Raw genomic sequence first — 21,490 nt, forward strand, 5'->3', positions numbered from 1 at the left:
CATTAAAGGAGGTATGAACCGGCCGGTGTCCGGTTCATTCAATACATATGATTGAACTAACCAAGCTGAACGGCGATACGTTTTTATTAAATGTTTCTTTCATTGAGCAGGTCGAAGCTTTACCAGATACGACCCTTACGCTTCATAACGGGAAGAAAATGGTCGTTAAAGAGGATGTCAAAGAAGTGAAACAGACCGTCAATGCGTTTTTTCGAAGAATTGGCCTAATGGGAATAGCGATTAGGTATGAGGAGGACAAGTGATGTTTCAAAACAAAATGATGAATACGATGTTTGTCATCATCTTAACGATGACTCTCGTTGGAGTTGTAGTATGGATGCTTCTTCATCACTTTTCCACCTCGGAAGCGGGAGCAGAACCGACGATTGATGAAATTATTGAAAACTCATGGCAGACTGAGGAAATTACAACGAACCTTGCAGATAATCATTATCTACGAGCACAATTTCAAATTCATGCAGATTCAAAGAAAGCAAGAGAAGAGCTTGAAAAGCGTGATTTTCAAGTGAATAATATCATTATTCATCAGTTGGCGAACATGTCATCGTCAGATATTGATAGTGAGGAAGGGATACAAGAGCTGGAGACAACGGTACGCTCGCAAATCAATGAAACGATGCAAACGGGTGATGTAATCCGTGTGTATACAACGAAACGAATTATTCAGTAACGGCTGCTTTCGTGAAGGCAGGTGAGACAGGTGGCCGATGTTTTATCGCAAAAGGAGATTGACTCTCTATTATCTGCTCTTTCGACAGGGGAAATGGATGTAGATGAGTTAAAGAAAGAAGAATCCGAAAAGAAAATAAAAGCATATGATTTTAAGCGGGCGCTCCGCTTTTCCAAAGATCAAGTGCGAAGTCTATCACGTATTCACGAAAATTTTGCACGACTATTAACAACCAGTTTGTCAGCACAGCTTCGCACGTTTGTGCAAATTTCGGTCGCTTCTGTGGATCAGCTTCCTTATGAAGAATTTATCCGCTCCATACCAAAGATGACGTTGTTAAATATTTTTGAAGCCTATCCGCTTGACGGCCGCTTGTTGATGGAAGTGAATCCAAACATTGGCTATGCGATGCTTGATCGATTGCTCGGCGGCAAAGGAGCGAGCCACAACAAAGTAGAAAGTTTAACGGAAATTGAAACGAAAATTATGACGCAGATTTTTCAACGTATGCTGGAGACATTTCAAAACGCTTGGGAGTCGGTGATAGAGATAGATCCCGTCATGCAGGACATTGAAGTGAATCCACAGTTTATTCAAATGGTTTCTCCAAACGAGACGGTCGTTGTTATTTCGTTATCAACGACGATCGGAGAGACAACGGGTATGGTAAACATTTGTCTGCCCCATGTCGTGCTCGAAGAAATATTGCCGAAGTTATCCGTTCATCATTGGATGCAGACAAAGAAAAAAGAACGAGATGAAACGGAAGTAGAGGCACTCGAGCAGACAGTCAAATCCGCACCGATTCTTGTGGAAGCTGTTCTTGGAAGAGCCAGCATTTCCATTGAGGAGTTTTTGCACTTATATCCCGGAGATGTCATCGAATTAGACCAAAGTATTTATGATCCGTTGCTAGTAAAGGTCGGTGGCCGGCCTAAGTATAACGGTCAGCCAGGACAATGGAAAAACAATATGGCTGTCCAAGTGACAAACGAATTGGAAGAGGGGGATAACAATGAATGATGATATGCTCTCTCAAGAAGAAATCAATGAGCTGTTAAAGAGTATCGGCGGCGATGATGAACAAAAGGGGCCTGATAATGCGAAAGAGCAGGCAGCGGGAGCGCCGCTGTCCAGCCAGCCGTCGTTGAACATTGAAGACTACTTGGATGAAATAGAGCAGGATGCACTTGGTGAAATAGGAAATATTTCGTTTGGCAGTGCAGCAACAGCGTTGTCACAATTATTAAATCAAAAAGTAGATATTACAACACCAGTTGTATCACTTATTTCACAAGGTGAACTAGATAAAGAGTTTCCAAAACCGCATGTTGCCGTCCATGTTCAATACACAGACGGCTTTGAAGGTACAAACTTGCTTGTTATCCGTACAACGGATGCAGCAATTATAGCGGATCTAATGCTTGGAGGAGATGGAGTCAACCCATCAGAAGAGTTGAGTGACATGCACATTAGTGCTGTACAGGAAGCGATGAATCAAATGATGGGATCTGCGTCCACATCCATGTCCACTATTTTTAATAAACGTGTTGATATATCTCCACCCGGCATAGATCTGTTAGATGTAAAAGAATCACGTGGTACAGGGAATATTCCCGAGGCAGACATGCTTGCCAAAATTTCATTTCGCTTAAAAGTTGGTAATTTGATTGATTCTTCCATTATGCAGCTCGTTACGATTCCATTTGCAAAACAAATGGTACATGATTTGATGTATGCCCCAGAGGAAAAGGAGCAGCAGCCAGTACAAAAGCAGGAAGAGGCGCCTGCAGCTGATGGTGCTGCTTTGGGGGAACCGGCAGCAAAACAAGCAAAGCATGAACCATCGAACACATACCCACCGGCCAGCTCATCTCCACGCCCATCCAGTGATAACCAAGTATTGGGCAGGGAACAACCAGATGGGGAGCGGGCTAAAAATGTTCAAGCGGCCCAGTTTTCTTCGTTTGAAGAGCCATCTTTAAATGAAACAGAATCAAAGAATTTAAACATGCTGCTTGATATACCACTATCCGTCACGGTCGAATTGGGACGGACAAAACGGTCGGTACAAGATATTTTACAATTGTCGCAAGGGTCTATTATTGAACTGGACAAATTAGCTGGCGAACCGGTAGATATTTTAGTGAACCAAAAATTGGTTGCAAAAGGGGAAGTTGTTGTTATTGATGAAAACTTTGGCGTACGGGTTACAGATATCGTCAGCCAAGCCGAAAGAATTAAAAGACTGAAATAAGATATGGCCGAGGAGGAAAACAGTTATGGCAAGGTCTGTATTAATTGTTGATGATGCATCGTTTATGCGCATGATGCTCAAGGATATTTTAGAAAAAAATGATTTTACCATTGCAGGAGAAGCAAAAGACGGACAGGAAGCAGTTCATTTGTACAAAGACACATCACCTGACTTGGTGACGATGGATATAACGATGCCGGAAATGGATGGGATTGCTGCATTAAAGGAAATTAAGGCAATGGATGCAAATGCTAATGTCATTATGTGTTCTGCCATGGGACAGCAAGCAATGGTTATTGATGCCATTCGAGCTGGAGCCAAAGACTTTATTGTTAAACCATTTCAAGCGGACCGTGTACTTGAGGCTATTCAAAAAACATTGGGATGATTTCATTATGAGCATGTCAAAAGTAAAAATTGCTGTATGGTTTAGTGTGTGGTTGTTGATGATTGCAGCCACACCAATGGCTGCAGAAGAAGAAAATCGTACTATTAAAGAAGCACTGGAAAGCGATGAAGAAGCAGTGGAGGAAGCAGACGTCGCAGATAGTGAAAGAGCGGTAGTGGACGGGGAAACTGATGGCGGCACAGAGCTGCAGCTGACAGAAGAAAAAAGTGTATTTTTCATTCTTTTGCAACTAATAGCTGCTTTGGCTGTCGTGATTTTCATTATGTATGCTCTCTTGAAATTTATTAATAAACGTACGATGCAGTATCAGTCCAATCGCGTTGTACAAAATATCGGGGGCGTGCCGCTTGGCCAGCAAAAATCTGTGCAGTTGATTCGAACAGGAAATCGCCTGTTCGTTATCGGTGTTGGAGATACGGTTACATTAATTAAAGAAATTGATCAGCAAGAAGAAATCGATGAACTGCTGTCTGCTGCAAATATTCATGTGAATACAAAAGCGCCGCAATCGGCAGTGACAAAATTGTTCAAGCGTTTCTTGACAAAAGATCAGACGCCGCAGGTGGACGCTTCTTTTCACCGTGTTCTCGAACAACAGCTTAGGGAATTGACGAAAACGCAAAAGCAAGCCCGTCAACACATAAAGGGGTCTCGAAAATGATGATATTTTTTATGCCAGGCATTGATACGGGCGGCCTTTTTAGCAATGACCCAGCTGATCTTAGTACAACGCTCCAATTAATTATACTTATTACTATTATTTCACTTGCTCCAGCTATTTTAATATTGATGACGAGTTTTACGAGAATCTTAATTGTTCTTTCGTTTGTTCGAATGGGTCTGGCGACGCAGCAGACGCCCCCAAACCAAGTGCTGATTAGCTTGGCGCTGTTTATGACATTCTTTATTATGGCGCCTGTTTTTTCAGAAGTGAACGACGAAGCAGTAACACCAATGTTAGACGGTGAATTAAGCCAAGAAGAAGCGTTTGATGCAGCATCACAGCCGATGAAGGAATTTATGGCAGAGCACACACGGGAGAAAGATTTGTCCCTGTTTATGGGCTATGCTGGCATGGAACGGCCGGAAACATTAGATGATGTTCCCTTAACAGCGTTGATTCCTGCTTTTGCTATCAGTGAATTGAAAACTGCCTTTCAAATTGGTTTTCTTATTTTTGTTCCGTTTTTAGTAATCGACATGATTGTAGCGAGTGTACTTATGTCGATGGGGATGATGATGCTTCCGCCAGTCATGATTTCTCTTCCATTTAAAATTTTATTATTTGTTCTGGTCGATGGTTGGTATTTAATTGTGGAATCGCTTCTGATTAGTTTTTAAATCGTAGTAAAGAAGGTGATACATATGTCGGCGGAAACAGTCATTAGTCTCGCAGAAAATGGAGTCTGGACAGTTTTTTTTGTAGCAGGACCGCTTTTAGTTGTCGCACTTGTTCTCGGTTTTGGTGTGGCCATTTTTCAAGCCACGACACAAATCCAAGAGCAGACACTGGCGTTTATTCCGAAAATATTAGGGGTGCTTGCATCGCTGGTGATATTTGGCCCCTGGATGTTGTCTCAACTTGTTCATTTTACGTACCAAATTTTAAACAACCTCCATGAATTTATAGGGTAGAGAAATATGAATACAGAGTGGTTAAATCAGTTACCTGTCTTTTTGCTCGTCCTCATTCGTGTCATAGCGTTTTTTACCAGCATGCCTCTTTTTACTTATCGGACAATTCCGGCGTCATTTAAAGTAGGTCTTGCCATATTTTTTGCATTTATTATGATGTTTACGCTGGATGCGCCAAGTCTTGAAATGAACAGTACATATATACTGCTGATTTTTAAAGAGATGCTGGTAGGCCTAAGCATTGGTCTTTTAGCCGGAATGATGGTATACGCTGTGCAAGTTGCCGGTATGTTTTTAGATATTGCCTTTGGCTTTTTAGTAGCCAATGTGATTGATCCGCAAACAGGGGCGCAGAGCCCGTTAATGGGAGGATATTTGTATACACTTACGCTTTTGTTTTTGCTTGCTGTAGACGGGCATCATCTTATGATGGACGGCATGTATTACAGTTATCAATTTATTCCAATAGAACAGCTGACGCTTCCTTTCGGGGAAGAAGCGGTAGCACAGCATGTGTTATCTGCGTTTAGCACAATGTTCATGATTGCTTTTCAAATGAGTTTTCCCATTGTTGGATCTTTGTTTCTAATTGATGTAGCACTTGGGATGATGTCGCGTGCTGTTCCGCAAATGAACGTGTTTGTTGTCGGGCTGCCGCTGAAAATTTTTGCTGGGCTGCCTCTTTTGGCATTAACGATGCCAGCGTTTTTTATGGCAGCGGATCATCTTTTTGATGAAATGTTTACGGCGATGCGTACGTTAATGGAATTGTTTGGGGGAGCATAAGGTGAAGCAGCGTATTGATCTGCAGTTTTTTGCGCAAGAAAAAACAGAAAAAGCAACACCCAAAAAACGTCAGGATACAAGAAAAAAAGGACAGGTCCCGAAAAGTACCGATGTTAATACAGCATTAATTCTCCTAGCTGTCTTTTTATTTCTATTTCTCTATGGAAAAGTTCTTGGCAATCATTTGTTTTCGACAATGGAGCATGTGTATAAGGAGTACATATTGCAAGACGTTACCGAACATGCCATTCCTGCTATGTTTAAAGAATTAACGATGGAGTCTGTATTAGTCATGCTTCCCATTCTTCTTATCGCTTTGATTGTCGGGATGGGGGCTTCGATGCTGCAAGTAGGGTTTATGTTTACTCCTGAAGCGATTAAATTTAAATTAGAAAAAATTAATCCATTGAAAGGCCTGAAACGAATATTTTCATTGCGCGCATTGGTCGAATTTCTAAAATCAATGCTGAAAATTACACTCGTCGGGCTGCTTGCTTCTTCAATTATTTGGTTTAGTCTCGATTCATTGATGTTGTTGTCGCTAAAAAGTGTACAGGATGGTTTTTTCGAAGTGGCAAGGCTTACTGGCATTATAGGTGCACTCACTGCTTGTCTGCTTTTATTTCTTTCGATACCGGATTATATTTATCAAAAATATGATCACGAAAAGCAAATTCGTATGTCAAAACAAGATGTCAAAGATGAACAAAAGAAAATGGAAGGCGACCCGCAAATTAAATCTAAGCGAAAGCAAAAGCAAATGGACATGGCCATGCAGCGGATGATGCAGGAAGTGCCGGAAGCTGATGTGGTCATTACCAATCCAACGCACTTTGCCATCGCTCTGCGCTATGACGAAGAGAATATGGACGCTCCTGTCATTACAGCCAAAGGAGCAGATTTTATAGCGTATCGGATAAAGACGGCAGCGAAACAAAACGAGGTTGTTCTAGTGGAAAATAAACCGCTCGCCCGGGCGTTATATTACCAGACAGATATTGGCGATAAGGTTCCAGAAGAACTATTTAAAGCAACAGCAGAAGTGCTGGCCTATGTATATCGTTTGAAAAATAAACTTGTGTAAAAATTGTGGTTGAAACATAAAGGAGTATCTATATGGGAGCAAGAGAGTTTTCTGTACTATTTGGCGTTATATTAATTGTTATTATGCTTATTATTCCGCTTCCTACGGTCATGTTAGACATTTTAATCATCATTAATATTTCTCTTGCCCTCGTGATTATTTTGGTGTCGATGAACACAAAAGAACCGCTCGAATTTTCCATCTTTCCTACGCTGCTCTTACTGGTTACACTGTTTCGTTTGGGGTTAAATGTGTCAACCACGCGCTCGATATTAGGAAATGCAGAAGCAGGTAATGTGATTGATACGTTTGGGAACTTTGTTATCGGAGGAAGCGTACTCGTAGGGTTTGTTGTTTTCTTAATTTTAATCATTATTCAATTTGTTGTCATTGTAAAAGGGGCGGAGCGGGTATCAGAAGTTGGTGCACGTTTTACGCTTGATGCCATGCCGGGAAAACAAATGAGTATTGATGCTGATTTGAATGCGGGAATGATATCGGAACAAGAAGCCAAAGAACGGCGCGAAAAAATTGAACAAGAAGCAGATTTTTATGGCTCTATGGATGGTGCAAGTAAATTCGTAAAAGGGGATGCGATTGCAGGTATTGTTATCGTCATTATTAATATGATTTTCGGCCTCGTCATTGGAATGGTTGAACACGGTATGGGTGTTGGAGAAGCTGCCGGCACCTATACACTTCTGACGGTTGGAGATGGATTAGTAAGCCAAATACCAGCTCTGTTAGTGTCTACGGCAACGGGAATTGTTGTGACACGGGCCGCTTCTGAAGGAAATCTTGGATATGATCTCACAAAACAGCTGTTTGCCTTTCCGACGATGTTGTTTGTGGCAGCGGGAGCAATATTTTTACTTGGGGTGTTTACACCGATTCAAATGGTGTTAACGACAGTTATTGCTGCAGTACTTGCTTCGCTTGGATATTTTCTAAAGCGCACGGAAGAAAAGGCAGGCCGAGAGGAAGAGGAACCTGAAGAGGCAGAAGAAGAAGGGGAGATGAAATCACCTGAGAATGTGGTGAACTTACTAACCATTGACCCGATTGAATTTGAATTCGGGTATGGCTTAATTCCTCTAGCAGATGCTAATCAAGGCGGCGATCTGCTCGACCGGGTCGTGATGATTCGACGCCAGCTGGCACTCGAAATGGGAATGATTGTTCCTGTTATACGCATTCGTGATAATATCCAGCTGCAGCCAAATGAGTATGTTATCAAAATGAGGGGAAATGAAGTAGCCGGTGGAGAATTGCTGTTGGATCATTACATGGCAATGAGTCCGGGAGTCGAAGATGAAAGTATTACGGGTGTTGAAACGATAGAACCAGCATTTGGACTGCCGGCACTGTGGATTGGTGAAGAAATGAAAGAGCAGGCAGAGCTTGCGGGTTATACGGTAGTTGACCCGCCATCGGTTGTGTCGACACATTTAACGGAAGTGATTAAGGCACATGCTCATGAGCTTGTGGGCCGGGAAGAAACAAAACAGCTTGTGGATCATCTAAAAGAAAGTTATCCAACGCTTGTTGAAGAGGTGACGCCAAACCCACTTGGATTAGGAGAAATACAGAAAGTATTATCAAATTTATTAAAAGAGAACGTGTCGATTCGCAACTTGCCGGCTATTTTTGAAACACTTGCAGAGTACGGGCCGTTAACAAAAGATATGACATTAGTAACAGAATATGTACGACAGTCACTGTCGAGACAAATAACGAAGCAATATGCCTCTTCAAATGAACCATTGTATGTCATTACATTAAGCGGAGCAGCTGAGAAAAAAGTAGCCGATTCTGTTCAGCATACCGAACACGGGAATTATTTGGCGATGAATCCAGAAGACTCACAAAAGCTAGTTGAGCGCATTGGAAAAGAAGCAGAACGGCTCTCAGAAATGGGGAGTGTCCCTGTGCTGCTTTGTTCACCCGCAGTAAGAATGTATGTTTATCAATTAATTGAACGCGTGTTTCCGCAAGTTTCCGTATTATCATACAACGAATTAGAGCCGACAGTAGAGGTTCAAAGTGTAGGAGTGGTGAACGTCGAATGAAGGTGAAAAAATTTACAGCAAGCAGTATGCCGGAAGCCATGGAGAAAATCCGGAAAGAACTTGGAGAGCGCGCGGTGATTCTTCATTCTAAACCTGTCCATACAAATGGCGTGCTTCGTTTTTTGAAAAAGACAAAGTTAGAAGTGATAGCAGCTCTTGATGAACAACAAGCAGGCTCCAGCCAGCCTGTCCATCGAACAGCTGTATCTCCGCCGCCAATGAAAGAAAATAACACGCATACGCTAGAAAAAGAGGTGCGGGAATTAAAAGCGATGATAGCCTCTATTCAACAACGGGAGGAGAGTACAAAAAAAGGCTATCCTGCCCCTGTCCAAGCGATGGATCAACACTTAAAAGAGCAGGAAGTGGCAGAGTCGGTGCGTTTGCGTGTCATAAAAGAATTGCTTGCAAAATGGTATAAAAGTAAGGATGCAAACGATGAATTCGTCAAACAGTGGACAAAGGAGTGCATCACGCAATTGCTGAATGAAGCGAGCGAATGCGGGCCAAGTGATTCATCGAAACGAATTATTAACCTTGTTGGTCCGACAGGTGTCGGCAAAACTACAACGATGGCAAAACTGGCAGCTTTTTATCAGCTGGAGCAGAGCAAGTCCATTGCGTTTATCACGACGGATACATATCGGATTGGTGCAGTGGAACAGCTAAAAACGTATGCAGATATTTTAAATGTTCCTATGAAAGTGGCCTATTCGTTGGAGGACTTTCAACAAGCTAGACAAGAATTGAAAGACCGCGATTATATTTTTGTTGATTCTGCTGGACGGAACTTTCGCAACCCCTTGTATGTAGAAGAGCTGCAGAAGATGATTGATTTCGATGAGGGAATGGCAACCTATCTAGTATTATCTCTTACATCTAGATATCAAGATATGAAAAACATCTATAAACAATTTTCAATCATTCCTATTGAAAAATTTATTTTTACGAAAATAGATGAAACAAGTTATGTTGGAAATCTTATTAACTTGCCTGCTAAAACAAATATAGGAGCTGCCTATATTACCAATGGTCAAAGCGTCCCTGATGACATAGAAGCAGCTGATCCGAAGAAAATGAGCGAATGGATAACAGAGGGGGATAATGATGAGTGACCAGGCACAGCACTTGCGGCACGTGGTAAAAAAGCAGCGCGGTGTGAATAAACGACATACCAGCGTCGTAGCCGTTATTAGCGGAAAAGGCGGAGTTGGAAAGTCGAATGTTTCGTTAAACTTTGCTTTAGCTCTTCAACAACAAGGCAAAAAAGTACTGCTGTTTGATTTAGATATTGGTATGGCCAATCTTGACATATTAATGGGTATTACTCCGCAAGGACATATTGTTGATGTGCTTGAACACAATAAAACAATGTTTGACATCATGGAAAAAGGACCTGAAGGTGTGTCGTTTATTGCAGGTGGTTCTGGCCTTGCCGGTATTTTTTCGATGTCTTCATCTAAACGAGAACGATTCTCCCAGCAAATGGCTCTTTTAGACGGCTTGTTCGACATTATTATTTTAGATATGGGTGCTGGAGCAAGTGAAGATAGTTTGCAATTTATTTTGTCTTCTCATGAAACTTTGTTAGTAACCACACCGGAGCCCACTGCCATTATGGATGCGTATGCGATGTTAAAGTATATTCATCAACAAAACCCGCGGCTGCCAAGCTCTATTGTTGTTAATCGAACAGATTCTAAAAAAGAAGGCATGCAAGTTGCAGCTAACTTAGAGCGGGCTGCCGCACGCTTTTTGCAAAAAAACACCTCATATCTTGGCAGTATTCCTTATGACAAACATGCAGTAAAAGCGGTGAAGCAGCAGGAAGCATTTGTTTTATCTTATCCCCAATCACCAGCAGCCAAAGCAATGCGTGTGTGTGCCAACACGTTTCTTGGCCAGAACAAGTCTTTGACTCCACCTCGTTATGCAGAATTCCTTCAACAGTTAAAAGGTTTTTTTAAAAGGGGTGGAACGGCATGATACGTGTCTTAGTTGTCGATGATTCTGCTTTTATGCGTAAACTGATTTCTGATTTTTTAAATGAACAGCCAGACATACGTGTCGAAAACACCGCAAGAAATGGAAAAGATGCACTACGTAAGCTGTCCAAAAAAACATATGACGTGGTGACACTAGATGTGGAAATGCCTGTTATGGATGGAATAGAGGCATTAAAGCAGATAATGGCAGCACACCCTTGTCCCATTGTTATGGTGAGTTCTCTGACACAATCAGGAGCCAAACAAACGATAGAAGCACTAGCAGCTGGTGCTGTTGACGTTGTGGCAAAACCTTCGGGAGCCATTTCACTTCATCTTCACGAAGTAAAAGATGATCTCGTTCACAAAGTAAAAGCAGCAGCTCGTGCGAACATACATGCATCAACCCGAAAATACGAACCGGCTGAGCAAACTTCGCGTCACGCAGACAAAAAGTCAACTTCATATGCTCGTCAAGAACATATCGTTGCGATTGCTGCTTCGACTGGTGGCCCGAAAGCGTTGCAGCAAATATTGCCGCGTTTAAAACCAGGTTTTCCAGCTCCCATTTTTGTGGTACAGCACATGCCGCCGGCTTTTACTAAATCATTGGCGGAGCGTTTGAACCGTCTCAGTGCTATTACGGTAAAAGAAGCAGAACATGGTGAAACTGCCGAAAAAGGCACAGCATATATTGCGCCTGGCGGATATCATTTGCAGGTGAAAAGGCATGGATTCCACTTAGTGAATGATATTGTCAGTACACCACCGCTGCAAGGAAACCGTCCTTCTGCGGATATATTATTTTCTTCTTTGTCTTTACTGAATGATTACCAAACGAGCGTGCTTGTCTTGACTGGGATGGGTAAAGATGGAAGCAAAGGGCTTTTACAAATGAAACGGCGCCAGCATGATGTTCTTTCTGTCAGCGAATCAGAACGAACAGCTGTAGTATATGGGATGCCGAAAGCAGCAGCGGAAACAGCGGGGACAGATTATCAGATGGACCTTGATTATATGGCATCATTTTTAAACAAACAGCATGGTGAAAACGAGTGAGTATCCAAAAAAGGGGGAAGACAAGATGGAGGAAAGCCACGATTTGCACCCGTTTCAACTTGATATTTTACAAGAAGCGGGGAATATTGGAGCAGCCCATGCTGCCACCTCTTTATCGAAGCTTTTGGATCGGAAAATACAGATGGATGTGCCGTTTGTCCGCACCGTTATGCTGCAAGAAATGGAAGCGTTGGTGGGTGGGGCGGAAACGTGTGTAGCGGCAGCCTTTATGAAAATTTCTGGAGATGCGCCGGGGCGGATGTTTTTGGTTTTTCAGCAAGATGAAGCCAAAGAGCTGGCTGCTTATTTAACGGGAAAGTCGCTCGATTACCCAATCCTGTTGATGGATGAGATGGGTGTATCGTCTTTGCAGGAATTAGCCAACATTCTCGCGGGTGCTTATTTGTCTGCGATTGCTGATTTTACATCTATTTGGATGCAGCCCTCTCCGCCGTTGTTAGCAATTGATATGGCTGGGGCTTTATTAAGTGAAGGGATTGCTGAACTTTTTCAATCCAGTGATGCGGCATTGGTGATTGATACGGTGCTTAACACAACAAAAGGAAGTAAAGATATCACAGTAGCAGGAAAAGTTTTCTTTGTGCCAGAACCAGGAACATTTGCAACGATATGCCAGGCATTAGGAGATGGCCTCTTATGAATCAAACGAATGCACGGCTGATAACCGTTGGAATGGCAGAATGGAAACATACGAAAGCACCGTCGTGCCTGCGCACATGTGGTCTTGGATCGTGTGTTGGTATTGTGTTATATGAAGAACAGCAAAAGGTGGCAGCACTTGCTCACATCATGCTTCCAGATTCAAGCTTAGCTCGCAATAAAGCAATCAAACGATCTAAATTTGCTGACACCGCTGTAGAGGATATGATTACATATTTCATAAAAAGCGGATGCCTGAAGCGGCGCATAAAAGCAAAAATAGCGGGAGGGGCTCAAATGTTTTCCGTTTCTACCAGTCATAACGTGATGAAAATTGGTGCGCGAAACATAGTGGCAGTTGAAGCCGTGCTAAAACAACATAGCATCCCCGTTATTGCCAGAGATGTAGGGGGCCATAAAGGTCGTACGATAACGTTTCACGTAAGCAGCAGTGATCTTCACGTGAAAACGCTGCAGCAAGGCGAGGCGGTTATTTAATGAATGGGAATACGTGGAAGATGAATGCGGTGACAGCTAGTGCTGGCTTTCTCTTATTTTTTGCGTTGAGTGTGCAAGTAAACCTGATCATGACAGCATTTATTCGCGCCCTTGCTGCTGGCAGCCTGCTTTTTATCTTAACGTACCTGTTTCGTTGGGCGTTCTCTGTCATTACAATGGATTCATCTGCCCAGATGAAAGAAACGGGTCAAAAAAGTATTTCAATAGAAGAAGAGGTGCCTGAAAATGGGAAAGAAGGGGCCGGAACAAAAAGAAAAAGCGAGGATGGTCTTCAAGAGGAAGTACAAGCGGCTTCTCGTTATATAAAAGAGAAGCTGAACGAATGAAAGGAGGCAGCATATGTCACGTTCAACGGCACATCCCCACCAACACTTGTGGAATAAATGGATAAAAGAAGGTGACGGGCAGGCTGGTGATCAATTAGTAGAAAAATATATGCCGCTCGTTCATTATCATGTTCAGCGTATTCAATTCCATCTGCCAAAAAGTGTGATAAGAGAAGACCTCATTAGCCATGGATTAAATGGTTTATATGATGCTATGAAAAAATTCGATTTTTCTAGAGATTTAAAGTTTGATACGTATGCTTCGTTTCGTATTCGCGGTGCCATTATCGATGGCTTGCGACAGGAAGATTGGATGCCGCGTTCTTTAAGAGAAAAGGCTAAAAAAATTGAAGAAACGACAGAAGAGCTTGAACAAGAATATGGCCGTCATGTGAGAGAGGAAGAAGTAGGCAGAGTCCTTGGCATGAGCAAAGAAGAAGTCAGAAAAGTAACAGCAGAGAGTTTTTTCGCCCACACACTGTCAATGGATGAGGCAACTCCAGAAGGGGAAAGAGAAGAGACGTTTACTGCTTCCATTGCAGACAAAAATGTGTTGTCACCAGAAGAAACTTATATAAAATCAGCGGCATTACAAGAACTAGCGGATGTGATTCAACATCTTCCCGAGAAAGAAAAGGTTGTTATTGGTTTATTCTACCAAGAAGAAATGACATTAACTGAAATCGGAGAAATTATGAGCCTGTCCACATCCCGCATTTCACAAATTCATTCCAAAGCGTTGTTTCGCTTGAAACAAACTCTGAAAAATCGTTGGAATACATAATAAAGAAGGTTTGATAATATGCGGATAGAAGAGTGCTTTGACGTACACATTGCAGAAGATGGGATGACCGCTTATTTGACGATATTAGAAAAATCAGATGAACAGGAACAGTGGGAGCTGGATGTATGGGAAAGTTTCTTGAAAGCGAATGGCGTAGTTTACGGTATAAAACACCAAACGCTTGAAGCTGTAGTGGAACAGCCGCAAGAGCTGACCTTTCCGCTTGTTATAGCGGAAGGAATCTCTCCACAAAATGGAACAGCCGCTTTCATCCAGTCTGCGCTAATAGAAAGGGAAGTCCATACATCAAGGACGCAGGCCGGTCAGCAAATAAATATCAATTTAAAACAGGTAATTGATATACCAATGGCAGAAGAGGGCGAACTGGTTGGGGAAAAAGTTGAAGCTACTCCCGGAGTAGATGGCACTACGGTCACCAATGAATCCATTAAAGCAAAAGCCGGCCGGGACTTTGTTCTTCGTCCAGGAAAAAACACACGCATAGAAGGCAATCAGATTTATGCGTTATCATCAGGGCAAGTAAGTGTCCACAAAAAAACAGTTCATGTCTATCCTGTCTATGAAGTATCAGGAGACTTAGATCTGCAAACGGGCAATATTGATTTTACTGGTAATGTTGAAATTAGAGGGAATGTGCCATCTGGTTTTGAAGTGAAAGCAAAAGGAGATATTAGGGTGCGTGGGACAGTGGAAGGTGCTTTTATTGAAGCGGGTGGATCTGTTTATATTGGAGAAGGTATTAGTGCACAACATAAGGGGTATGTGGAAGCAGGAAAAGATATACAGGCGACATACCTGAATGAAGCACATGTCGAAGCTGGTGATAACATTGTTGTCCAGGAAACAATAATGCACAGCCGTTGTCATGCAGGTGGAGATATTATTTGTTTAAAAGGCAGAGGCCTTGTAGTAGGAGGTTCTCTCTCTGCCGTTTCGGCTGTCTGTGTGAAAGAAGCAGGCAACGTGATGAATACGAAAACGTCGTTTTTCCTTGGTGCAGCTGAACAGCTCATTAATAGACAAAAAGAGCACGAGCAAACACTGGTTCAAGCAAAAAATGAAAGCCTGAAACTGCAAAAGTTTTTAAAAGATTTAGATAACAAAAAAGTACCTGCAGCTAAGAATCGTGTCATGAAGCTAAGAGCACGGAATGCGTTAAAAACATTACAGATTAAAGCAAAAGATGCCGCTGAAGAATTAGAAGTAATGCATGACGTATGGGAAGATGCCGGAAGGGGATATATTATCGTCAAGAACCAGCTGCATGAAAATGTCGTGATTCATTTTGGGAAATATAGCAAAACGACTCGAAGAACATATTCAAATGTGAAAGTGACGTATGAAGAAGGCGATATTCATATGAAATCATTGTAAATGGAAGGGGCCAGCTATGTTTTTACGTGCCGTTGCACGAGAGCATCAAGCTGTGCATAACGTGCAGCATATCCCTTCTTGAAAACAAGAAAAAACACGTGAGAGGAGGAATAGTTATGACTGTGGCTTTTATAGTGTTAAGCTTTTTCGTTCACATTGTAACGATAGGCTTTCTTGTCGTGATATCTAAAAAACAGAAGGCCTTACAAAAAGAGCGCGGCAATCTTATGAATGTTCGTGAGGATGTCAAAGGTTTGCTCGAAACCTATACCAATGAAGTGAAGCGAGAAAACGAAGCGCTAAAACAATCGCTGCAAACTCAAACGTCAGCACCCAGAATATATGAGCTGCAGCAGCAAACACAACAAGCAGCAGAAGAAAGTGATAAACGTCCTGAACAGCAAGAGCGCACTGATAAGAGAGAAAACATACGTGAAAATAATTTTTCTATTCCGAATAAAAACGAAGACATCGAAGATACAGAAGATACATATGAAGTATCGTTCAAAGCAAAAGTACTCTCATTAGCCAATCAAGGGTATGAAAAAGGAGAAATTGCGAAACAATTGAATATGGGAAAAGGCGAAGTAGAGCTGCTGTTAAAATTTTATCAATAAAAACGGATGACAATCTTGCTTTGCTGTGTGACGTATGGTATATTAATCCACGGTGTTATTACACACGTTTGGCTGATTTAAGCAATGGTGCCCCGCATGAGGGTTTTGCTTAAATATGAAGCAGACGGAGGAAAAAACCTAAGGAGGAATAAAAATGGCTGTTATTTCCATGAAACAACTGCTCGAAGCAGGGGTTCACTTCGGACACCAGACTCGCCGCTGGAACCCAAAAATGAGCCGTTATATCTTTACTGAAAGAAACGGCATTTACATCATTGATTTGCAAAAAACAGTAAAGAAAGTAGAAGAAGCGTACAATTATGTGCGTGATCTTGCCGCTGACGGCGGAAAGATTTTGTTTGTAGGTACGAAAAAACAAGCTCAAGATTCTGTACGCGAAGAAGCGCAGCGTTCTGGAATGTATTATATCAATCAGCGCTGGTTAGGCGGAACACTAACAAACTTTGCTACGATTAGAAAGCGTATTGCACGTTTGAAAGATATTGAAAGAATGCAGGAAGATGGAACGTTTGATGTTCTTCCTAAAAAAGAAGTAATGCTGTTGAAAAAAGAAATGGAGCGTCTTGAAAAGTTTTTGGGCGGCATTAAAGAAATGAACGAACTTCCAGATGCCATCTTTATCATTGATCCGCGCAAAGAACGCATTGCTGTAGCAGAAGCGCATAAATTGAACATTCCTATCATTTCCATTGTGGACACAAACTGTGATCCAGACGAAATCGATAAGGTAATCCCTGGTAATGACGACGCTATCCGTGCCGTTCGTCTATTAACTTCTAAAATGGCTGATGCTGTAATTGAAGCAACGCAAGGAGCAGAAGAAGCTGTTGAAGAACAGCAGCAGGAAGCGGCAGAAGAGAAGGAAGAAGAAGAAACCCTTTCTTAATCTTCCTAAACGCTCTGTACAGCAGATTGTTATATGTTTAACCATAAAGGGTGATAAAAGGGGGATGCCCTTTGTCACCCTTTTTCCTTGCAAAACATATGCACAGGATATAAATGTTTGAAATGAATACATTAGAGGAGGAATATGGAATGGCTATTTCGGCTAGCATGGTAAAAGAACTACGCGAAAAAACGGGTGCAGGAATGATGGACTGCAAAAAAGCTTTGACAGAAACGGATGGAAACATGGAAGAAGCAGTGAACTACCTTCGTGAAAAAGGTATTTCCAAAGCTGCTAAGAAAGCAGACCGTGTGGCTGCAGAAGGTCTTACTTACGTTACGAGTGAAGGTAATAAAGCAGTCATTGTAGAAGTGAACGCTGAAACGGACTTTGTTGCGAAAAATGAAAATTTCCAAACACTTGTAAAAACGATTGCTGATTACTTGTTGGAAAAAGAACCAGCTGACGTAGAATCCGCTCTTTCCAGTGAAATGAAAGATGGTACAACACTAGAAACATACATTAATGATCAAATTGCGAAAATCGGTGAAAAAATCTCATTGCGCCGTTTTGAAGTACTTACAAAAGGTGATAATGCAGCATTTGGCTCCTATTTGCATATGGGAGGACGTATTGGCGTATTAACAATGCTAGAAGGTACAACAGATGAAGATATCGCAAAAGATGTTGCCATGCACGTTGCTGCTATTAACCCAAGCTATGTTTCCCGTGATGAAGTGCCAAAAGAAGAAGCAGAAAAAGAGCGTGAAGTATTAAAACAACAAGCGCTTAATGAAGGAAAGCCTGAAAATATCGTAGAAAAAATGGTAGAAGGCCGCCTTAATAAATATTTTGAACAAATCTGCTTACTTGACCAAGAGTTTGTCAAAGACTCTGATCAAAAAGTTGGCAAATATGTAGAAAGCAAAGGCGCTGCCGTAAAAACATTTATCCGTTATGAAGTAGGAGAAGGCATGGAAAAACGCGAAGATAACTTTGCAGAAGAAGTTATGTCACAAGTGAAAAAATAACTGCACCAAAAGACAGGGGCTTAACAGCGTAGTGTAGTAGTGGCCGTCTGATGAAGATATATCATACCTCTTCATAAAGTCACGTTGCCTGTAAGCCCCCTTTTTGTGACGACGTTTTTGGGGACTGTTTCGATGACACCGATAACAGCCCCTGTTTTTCAATAAGAGCCTTCTTTTACATCACGATCACATGACAAATCACGACGTTATTGCAAGCAAAAAAACGGGGGTTAATCATGGCGAAATACAAACGGGTAGTATTAAAATTAAGCGGGGAAGCGTTGGCTGGCCAGCAGGGTTATGGAATTGATCCAGACGTCATACAATCCATTGCGTCCCAAATAAAAGAAATAGTAGAATTAGATGTAGAAGTTGCTGTCGTTGTAGGCGGAGGCAATATTTGGCGAGGAATGGCCGGAAGCTCAAAAGGGATGGATAGAGCTACAGCAGACTACATGGGAATGCTTGCGACTGTTATGAACTCGCTGGCTCTACAAGACAGCTTAGAAGATAATGCCGTGGAAACAAGAGTGCAAACGTCGATTGAAATGAGGCAGGTAGCTGAACCTTACATACGCCGCAAAGCGATACGGCATTTGGAAAAAAAGCGTGTTGTTATTTTTGCAGCCGGTACAGGTAACCCATATTTTTCCACCGATACAACAGCAGCACTTCGCGCAGCGGAAATTGAAGCAGAAGTAATTTTGATGGCTAAAAATAATGTAGATGGCGTATATGATGCAGACCCATCAGTACATGCAGATGCTAAAAAATACCAAACGCTGACGTATTTGGATTTATTAAACGGAGGATTAGGAGTTATGGATTCAACCGCTTCAACGCTCTGCATGGACAATAATATCCCGCTGCTCGTATTTTCCATTATGGAAGAAGGTAATATAAAAAAAGCGGTTCTTGGTGAAGATATTGGAACCGTGGTCAGGGGGAAAGAATAATGGCAAAAGAAATAATTCAAGAAGCAAACGAGAGAATGAGCAAATCGGTTGATGCACTCAGCCGTGAATTAGCTACGTTGCGAGCTGGACGAGCAAATCCTTCCATGCTTGACAAAGTCATGGTTAATTACTATGGAGCAGAGACGCCGTTAAACCAGTTAGCAACGATTTCTGTACCAGAAGCGCGCCTTCTTATTGTCACGCCTTTTGATAAATCCTCAATTGGTGATATTGAAAAAGGGATTCAAAAAGCAGACCTTGGTTTGTCTCCGAACAACGACGGCGGTGTGATTCGCATTAACATTCCTTCCTTGACAGAAGAAAGGCGAAAAGAGTTAAGCAAGCTCGTGAAAAAATATGCAGAAGAGGCAAGAGTGGCTGTGCGCAATGTACGCCGCGATGCAAACGATGGTTTGAAAAAGCAGCAAAAAGAGGGCGAGATTTCGGAAGATGAGTTAAAAAGGCATCAAGATGAGGTCCAAAAGATTACCGATAAACATATACAGGCAATTGACAAGGCAGCAGAAAATAAAGAACAAGAAATTATGGAAGTTTAATGCAAATCACGTTACAATGAAAGCATGTTATGAAACCCTCTTCTACGTTAGGAGGGTTTTTTTGCACCATTGTATGTTATTTTCTCGATGCTACATAGATGTGATACTTTTAACAAAGGCTGGTGCCCTCTACATGGATGATCAATTTTTTCATGCTAGAAATGCAAATGCGATAGATAATACTCAAGCAACAAAACTTGGCAATATTCCGGAACATATAGCCATTATTATGGATGGAAATGGGCGATGGGCAAAGCAAAAAGGTCTGCCGCGCGTAGCAGGTCATAGGGAAGGCATGAAAGTGATTAATAAAATTGTTGCAAAAGCATCAGAGGTGGGTGTTCGATACTTAACCCTGTACGCTTTTTCCACCGAAAATTGGAAGCGGCCTAAATCAGAGGTTGAATTTTTAATGAAATTGCCTGACCGTTTTTTGTCGAAAGAGCTGCCGAAGTTAAAGAAAAATAATGTACAGGTGCGCACAATGGGAGAAAAGTCATTATTACCTGCACATACTCAAAAAGCAGTTCAAAAAGCAGTGCGGGAAACGGCAGACAACACAGGGGTTGTGTTAAACTTGGCTTTAAATTATGGAAGCCGTCATGAACTTGTTTATGCCATGAAGGAAATTGGCAAAGATATAGAAAAAGGCAAACTTGCAGCAAAAGATATAGATGAAAAGTTAATTGCAAGCAATTTATTATGCAGTGACTTGCCAGAGCCGGACTTGCTGATTCGAACGAGCGGAGAGCAGAGATTAAGTAATTTTATGTTGTGGCAGCTGGCGTACAGCGAGTTTTGGTTCACCGAAGTATTGTGGCCTGATTTCACAGAACATGACCTTTTACAGGCAATTCAAACGTTTCAGCAGCGCAAAAGGCGGTACGGCGGTGTATAATGGAGGATAAATAATGAGACAGCGGCTTATTACAGGAATAATTGGAGCAGTTGCTTTTATAAGTGTAGTCATTATAGGAAATACAGTATTCACATTAGCTATTGCCATCGTTGCATCGATGGCGATGTTTGAATTGCTGCGAATGAAACGAATTCGGCCGTTTTCTTTAATGGGGGTTATTAGCTTATGTATTATGTGGATTTTGCTTGTACCAACTGAATGGCTAAACATTGTTTTTTTTATGCCTGTATCAAAAGCGGAACTATTTTTAATGACTATTCTTTTACTGCTGGCATTGACGGTGTTCACGAAGAACACGTTCACCTTTGATGAAGCAGGTTTTGTCATATTATCTTCCGTCTATATAGGGTATGGGTTTTATCACTTTTTGGTGGCGCGGAATTTAGAAGAAATCGGACTTACGTTGATATTATTTATTTTGTTTCTTATTTGGTCCACTGATTCAGGTGCTTATTTTGTTGGCAAACGCTGGGGGAAGCACAAGCTTTCTCCAGATATCAGTCCAAAAAAAACCATTGAAGGATTCATCGGCGGCATCGTTATGGCTGCAGTCGTCGGCGGAATCTTTCATTTCTTTTTTCCGATTTATTCGTCCATAACGACATTAATACTATTCATCGTCGTGACATCTGTATTTGGACAACTTGGTGATTTAGTGGAGTCGGCGTTAAAGCGTCATTATGCGGTGAAAGATTCCGGAACAGTCCTTCCAGGCCATGGAGGCGTGCTGGACCGCTTTGATAGTTTGATTTTTGTGATGCCCGTTCTACATTTCTTCCATTTTTTCTAACAGCTCTGCTGCAGGTAGCAACTTCCTATGTAAGCAGGTGGATAACATGAACTG

26 protein-coding genes are annotated in these 21,490 nt (G+C 41.9%); all 26 read left to right on the plus strand.

What is annotated here, in order from left to right; translation table 11 throughout:
* Positions 1-47 precede the first annotated feature (47 nt).
* The 26 genes from BLT18_RS01065 to BLT18_RS01190 all read left to right on the plus strand — a co-directional run bounded on the left by BLT18_RS01065 (position 48) and on the right by BLT18_RS01190 (position 21,436).
* On the plus strand, positions 48-263 hold the full coding sequence (locus BLT18_RS01065) for a flagellar FlbD family protein (RefSeq protein ID WP_091270389.1): 216 nt from the start codon (positions 48-50) through the stop codon (positions 261-263).
* The gene (gene fliL, locus BLT18_RS01070; protein ID WP_091270390.1) at positions 263-691 is read left to right on the plus strand and encodes a flagellar basal body-associated protein FliL; all 429 of its coding nucleotides are present in this window, start codon (positions 263-265) and stop codon (positions 689-691) included. Before BLT18_RS01065 ends, fliL begins: the two co-directional genes overlap by 1 nt.
* A 30-nt stretch (positions 692-721) precedes the next feature.
* Entirely contained in the window at positions 722-1,714 is a 993-nt protein-coding gene (fliM, locus tag BLT18_RS01075; protein WP_091270392.1) for a flagellar motor switch protein FliM, read from the plus strand.
* Positions 1,707-2,948: a flagellar motor switch phosphatase FliY gene (gene fliY / locus BLT18_RS01080; RefSeq protein WP_091270394.1), complete on the plus strand. Its 1,242-nt coding sequence runs from the start codon at positions 1,707-1,709 to the stop codon at positions 2,946-2,948. The genes fliM and fliY overlap by 8 nt, the downstream gene beginning before the upstream one ends.
* Positions 2,949-2,973: 25 nt before the next feature.
* Positions 2,974-3,336 carry a response regulator gene (locus tag BLT18_RS01085; protein WP_091270396.1) on the plus strand — a complete coding sequence of 121 codons (363 nt, stop codon included), beginning with the start codon at positions 2,974-2,976 and terminating at the stop codon, positions 3,334-3,336.
* Between the two features lie 7 nt (positions 3,337-3,343).
* Complete coding sequence (locus BLT18_RS01090; protein ID WP_175487325.1) at positions 3,344-4,018, plus strand: flagellar biosynthetic protein FliO; 675 nt, start codon at positions 3,344-3,346, stop codon at positions 4,016-4,018.
* Positions 4,018-4,698 (plus strand): flagellar type III secretion system pore protein FliP, encoded by a 681-nt coding sequence (gene fliP / locus BLT18_RS01095; protein WP_091271122.1) that lies wholly within the window; start codon positions 4,018-4,020, stop codon positions 4,696-4,698. The genes BLT18_RS01090 and fliP overlap by 1 nt, the downstream gene beginning before the upstream one ends.
* Positions 4,699-4,722: 24 nt before the next feature.
* Positions 4,723-4,992 carry a flagellar biosynthesis protein FliQ gene (gene fliQ / locus BLT18_RS01100; protein WP_091270400.1) on the plus strand — a complete coding sequence of 90 codons (270 nt, stop codon included), beginning with the start codon at positions 4,723-4,725 and terminating at the stop codon, positions 4,990-4,992.
* Between the two features lie 6 nt (positions 4,993-4,998).
* On the plus strand, positions 4,999-5,778 hold the full coding sequence (gene fliR / locus BLT18_RS01105) for a flagellar biosynthetic protein FliR (RefSeq protein ID WP_091270402.1): 780 nt from the start codon (positions 4,999-5,001) through the stop codon (positions 5,776-5,778).
* A gap of 1 nt (position 5,779) precedes the next feature.
* Positions 5,780-6,862: a flagellar biosynthesis protein FlhB gene (gene flhB, locus BLT18_RS01110; RefSeq protein ID WP_091270404.1), complete on the plus strand. Its 1,083-nt coding sequence runs from the start codon at positions 5,780-5,782 to the stop codon at positions 6,860-6,862.
* A gap of 32 nt (positions 6,863-6,894) precedes the next feature.
* Positions 6,895-8,931: a flagellar biosynthesis protein FlhA gene (flhA, locus tag BLT18_RS01115; RefSeq protein WP_091270406.1), complete on the plus strand. Its 2,037-nt coding sequence runs from the start codon at positions 6,895-6,897 to the stop codon at positions 8,929-8,931.
* Positions 8,928-10,046, plus strand: a complete 1,119-nt coding sequence (gene flhF, locus BLT18_RS01120; protein WP_091270408.1) for a flagellar biosynthesis protein FlhF — start codon at positions 8,928-8,930, stop codon at positions 10,044-10,046. The genes flhA and flhF overlap by 4 nt, the downstream gene beginning before the upstream one ends.
* The gene (locus BLT18_RS01125; RefSeq protein WP_091270409.1) at positions 10,039-10,917 is read left to right on the plus strand and encodes a MinD/ParA family protein; all 879 of its coding nucleotides are present in this window, start codon (positions 10,039-10,041) and stop codon (positions 10,915-10,917) included. Before flhF ends, BLT18_RS01125 begins: the two co-directional genes overlap by 8 nt.
* Positions 10,914-11,975, plus strand: a complete 1,062-nt coding sequence (locus tag BLT18_RS01130) for a protein-glutamate methylesterase/protein-glutamine glutaminase (protein ID WP_091270411.1) — start codon at positions 10,914-10,916, stop codon at positions 11,973-11,975. Before BLT18_RS01125 ends, BLT18_RS01130 begins: the two co-directional genes overlap by 4 nt.
* Positions 11,976-12,000: 25 nt before the next feature.
* Entirely contained in the window at positions 12,001-12,636 is a 636-nt protein-coding gene (locus BLT18_RS01135; RefSeq protein WP_091270413.1) for a chemotaxis protein CheC, read from the plus strand.
* Positions 12,633-13,133: a chemotaxis protein CheD gene (locus BLT18_RS01140; protein ID WP_091270414.1), complete on the plus strand. Its 501-nt coding sequence runs from the start codon at positions 12,633-12,635 to the stop codon at positions 13,131-13,133. The genes BLT18_RS01135 and BLT18_RS01140 overlap by 4 nt, the downstream gene beginning before the upstream one ends.
* Positions 13,133-13,480, plus strand: coding sequence for a hypothetical protein (locus tag BLT18_RS01145; RefSeq protein ID WP_091270416.1), 348 nt, complete (start codon positions 13,133-13,135; stop codon positions 13,478-13,480). Before BLT18_RS01140 ends, BLT18_RS01145 begins: the two co-directional genes overlap by 1 nt.
* Before the next feature lie 13 nt (positions 13,481-13,493).
* The gene (locus tag BLT18_RS01150) at positions 13,494-14,264 is read left to right on the plus strand and encodes a FliA/WhiG family RNA polymerase sigma factor (protein ID WP_091270417.1); all 771 of its coding nucleotides are present in this window, start codon (positions 13,494-13,496) and stop codon (positions 14,262-14,264) included.
* Positions 14,265-14,282: 18 nt separating this feature from the next.
* Positions 14,283-15,659: a DUF342 domain-containing protein gene (locus BLT18_RS01155; protein ID WP_091270420.1), complete on the plus strand. Its 1,377-nt coding sequence runs from the start codon at positions 14,283-14,285 to the stop codon at positions 15,657-15,659.
* Between the two features lie 116 nt (positions 15,660-15,775).
* Entirely contained in the window at positions 15,776-16,276 is a 501-nt protein-coding gene (locus tag BLT18_RS01160; RefSeq protein ID WP_091270422.1) for a DUF6115 domain-containing protein, read from the plus strand.
* A 154-nt stretch (positions 16,277-16,430) separates the two neighbouring features.
* Positions 16,431-17,183 carry a 30S ribosomal protein S2 gene (gene rpsB, locus BLT18_RS01165; RefSeq protein WP_091270423.1) on the plus strand — a complete coding sequence of 251 codons (753 nt, stop codon included), beginning with the start codon at positions 16,431-16,433 and terminating at the stop codon, positions 17,181-17,183.
* A 149-nt stretch (positions 17,184-17,332) separates the two neighbouring features.
* Positions 17,333-18,214, plus strand: a complete 882-nt coding sequence (gene tsf, locus BLT18_RS01170) for a translation elongation factor Ts (protein WP_091270425.1) — start codon at positions 17,333-17,335, stop codon at positions 18,212-18,214.
* Between the two features lie 236 nt (positions 18,215-18,450).
* Positions 18,451-19,170 (plus strand): UMP kinase, encoded by a 720-nt coding sequence (gene pyrH / locus BLT18_RS01175; RefSeq protein WP_091270426.1) that lies wholly within the window; start codon positions 18,451-18,453, stop codon positions 19,168-19,170.
* On the plus strand, positions 19,170-19,727 hold the full coding sequence (gene frr / locus BLT18_RS01180; protein ID WP_091270428.1) for a ribosome recycling factor: 558 nt from the start codon (positions 19,170-19,172) through the stop codon (positions 19,725-19,727). Before pyrH ends, frr begins: the two co-directional genes overlap by 1 nt.
* 133 nt (positions 19,728-19,860) lie before the next feature.
* Positions 19,861-20,625 (plus strand): isoprenyl transferase, encoded by a 765-nt coding sequence (locus tag BLT18_RS01185; protein WP_091271124.1) that lies wholly within the window; start codon positions 19,861-19,863, stop codon positions 20,623-20,625.
* Positions 20,626-20,638: 13 nt separating this feature from the next.
* Positions 20,639-21,436 carry a phosphatidate cytidylyltransferase gene (locus BLT18_RS01190; RefSeq protein WP_091270429.1) on the plus strand — a complete coding sequence of 266 codons (798 nt, stop codon included), beginning with the start codon at positions 20,639-20,641 and terminating at the stop codon, positions 21,434-21,436.
* Positions 21,437-21,490: the final 54 nt, after the last annotated feature.

It is taken from the genome of Alteribacillus persepolensis (genome assembly GCF_900099605.1).
GTDB classification, from domain to species: Bacteria; Bacillota; Bacilli; order Bacillales; family Marinococcaceae; genus Alteribacillus; species Alteribacillus persepolensis.

Excerpts from the sequence above, each read along its gene's own strand:
- BLT18_RS01160 (WP_091270422.1), top strand. The coding sequence starts at position 15,776 with ATGACTGTGGCTTTTATAGTGTTAAGCTTTTTCGTTCACATTGTAACG.
- BLT18_RS01145 (WP_091270416.1), top strand. The coding sequence starts at position 13,133 with ATGAATGGGAATACGTGGAAGATGAATGCGGTGACAGCTAGTGCTGGC.
- BLT18_RS01155 (WP_091270420.1), top strand. The coding sequence starts at position 14,283 with ATGCGGATAGAAGAGTGCTTTGACGTACACATTGCAGAAGATGGGATG.
- fliR (WP_091270402.1), top strand. The coding sequence starts at position 4,999 with ATGAATACAGAGTGGTTAAATCAGTTACCTGTCTTTTTGCTCGTCCTC.
- BLT18_RS01085 (WP_091270396.1), top strand. The coding sequence starts at position 2,974 with ATGGCAAGGTCTGTATTAATTGTTGATGATGCATCGTTTATGCGCATG.
- fliP (WP_091271122.1), top strand. The coding sequence starts at position 4,018 with ATGATATTTTTTATGCCAGGCATTGATACGGGCGGCCTTTTTAGCAAT.
- BLT18_RS01135 (WP_091270413.1), top strand. The coding sequence starts at position 12,001 with ATGGAGGAAAGCCACGATTTGCACCCGTTTCAACTTGATATTTTACAA.
- flhF (WP_091270408.1), top strand. The coding sequence starts at position 8,928 with ATGAAGGTGAAAAAATTTACAGCAAGCAGTATGCCGGAAGCCATGGAG.
- fliQ (WP_091270400.1), top strand. The coding sequence starts at position 4,723 with ATGTCGGCGGAAACAGTCATTAGTCTCGCAGAAAATGGAGTCTGGACA.
- BLT18_RS01125 (WP_091270409.1), top strand. The coding sequence starts at position 10,039 with ATGAGTGACCAGGCACAGCACTTGCGGCACGTGGTAAAAAAGCAGCGC.
- pyrH (WP_091270426.1), top strand. The coding sequence starts at position 18,451 with ATGGCGAAATACAAACGGGTAGTATTAAAATTAAGCGGGGAAGCGTTG.
- tsf (WP_091270425.1), top strand. The coding sequence starts at position 17,333 with ATGGCTATTTCGGCTAGCATGGTAAAAGAACTACGCGAAAAAACGGGT.
- fliY (WP_091270394.1), top strand. The coding sequence starts at position 1,707 with ATGAATGATGATATGCTCTCTCAAGAAGAAATCAATGAGCTGTTAAAG.
- BLT18_RS01090 (WP_175487325.1), top strand. The coding sequence starts at position 3,344 with ATGAGCATGTCAAAAGTAAAAATTGCTGTATGGTTTAGTGTGTGGTTG.
- frr (WP_091270428.1), top strand. The coding sequence starts at position 19,170 with ATGGCAAAAGAAATAATTCAAGAAGCAAACGAGAGAATGAGCAAATCG.
- BLT18_RS01130 (WP_091270411.1), top strand. The coding sequence starts at position 10,914 with ATGATACGTGTCTTAGTTGTCGATGATTCTGCTTTTATGCGTAAACTG.
- fliL (WP_091270390.1), top strand. The coding sequence starts at position 263 with ATGTTTCAAAACAAAATGATGAATACGATGTTTGTCATCATCTTAACG.
- flhA (WP_091270406.1), top strand. The coding sequence starts at position 6,895 with ATGGGAGCAAGAGAGTTTTCTGTACTATTTGGCGTTATATTAATTGTT.
- BLT18_RS01185 (WP_091271124.1), top strand. The coding sequence starts at position 19,861 with ATGGATGATCAATTTTTTCATGCTAGAAATGCAAATGCGATAGATAAT.
- BLT18_RS01065 (WP_091270389.1), top strand. The coding sequence starts at position 48 with ATGATTGAACTAACCAAGCTGAACGGCGATACGTTTTTATTAAATGTT.
- BLT18_RS01140 (WP_091270414.1), top strand. The coding sequence starts at position 12,633 with ATGAATCAAACGAATGCACGGCTGATAACCGTTGGAATGGCAGAATGG.
- rpsB (WP_091270423.1), top strand. The coding sequence starts at position 16,431 with ATGGCTGTTATTTCCATGAAACAACTGCTCGAAGCAGGGGTTCACTTC.
- BLT18_RS01150 (WP_091270417.1), top strand. The coding sequence starts at position 13,494 with ATGTCACGTTCAACGGCACATCCCCACCAACACTTGTGGAATAAATGG.
- BLT18_RS01190 (WP_091270429.1), top strand. The coding sequence starts at position 20,639 with ATGAGACAGCGGCTTATTACAGGAATAATTGGAGCAGTTGCTTTTATA.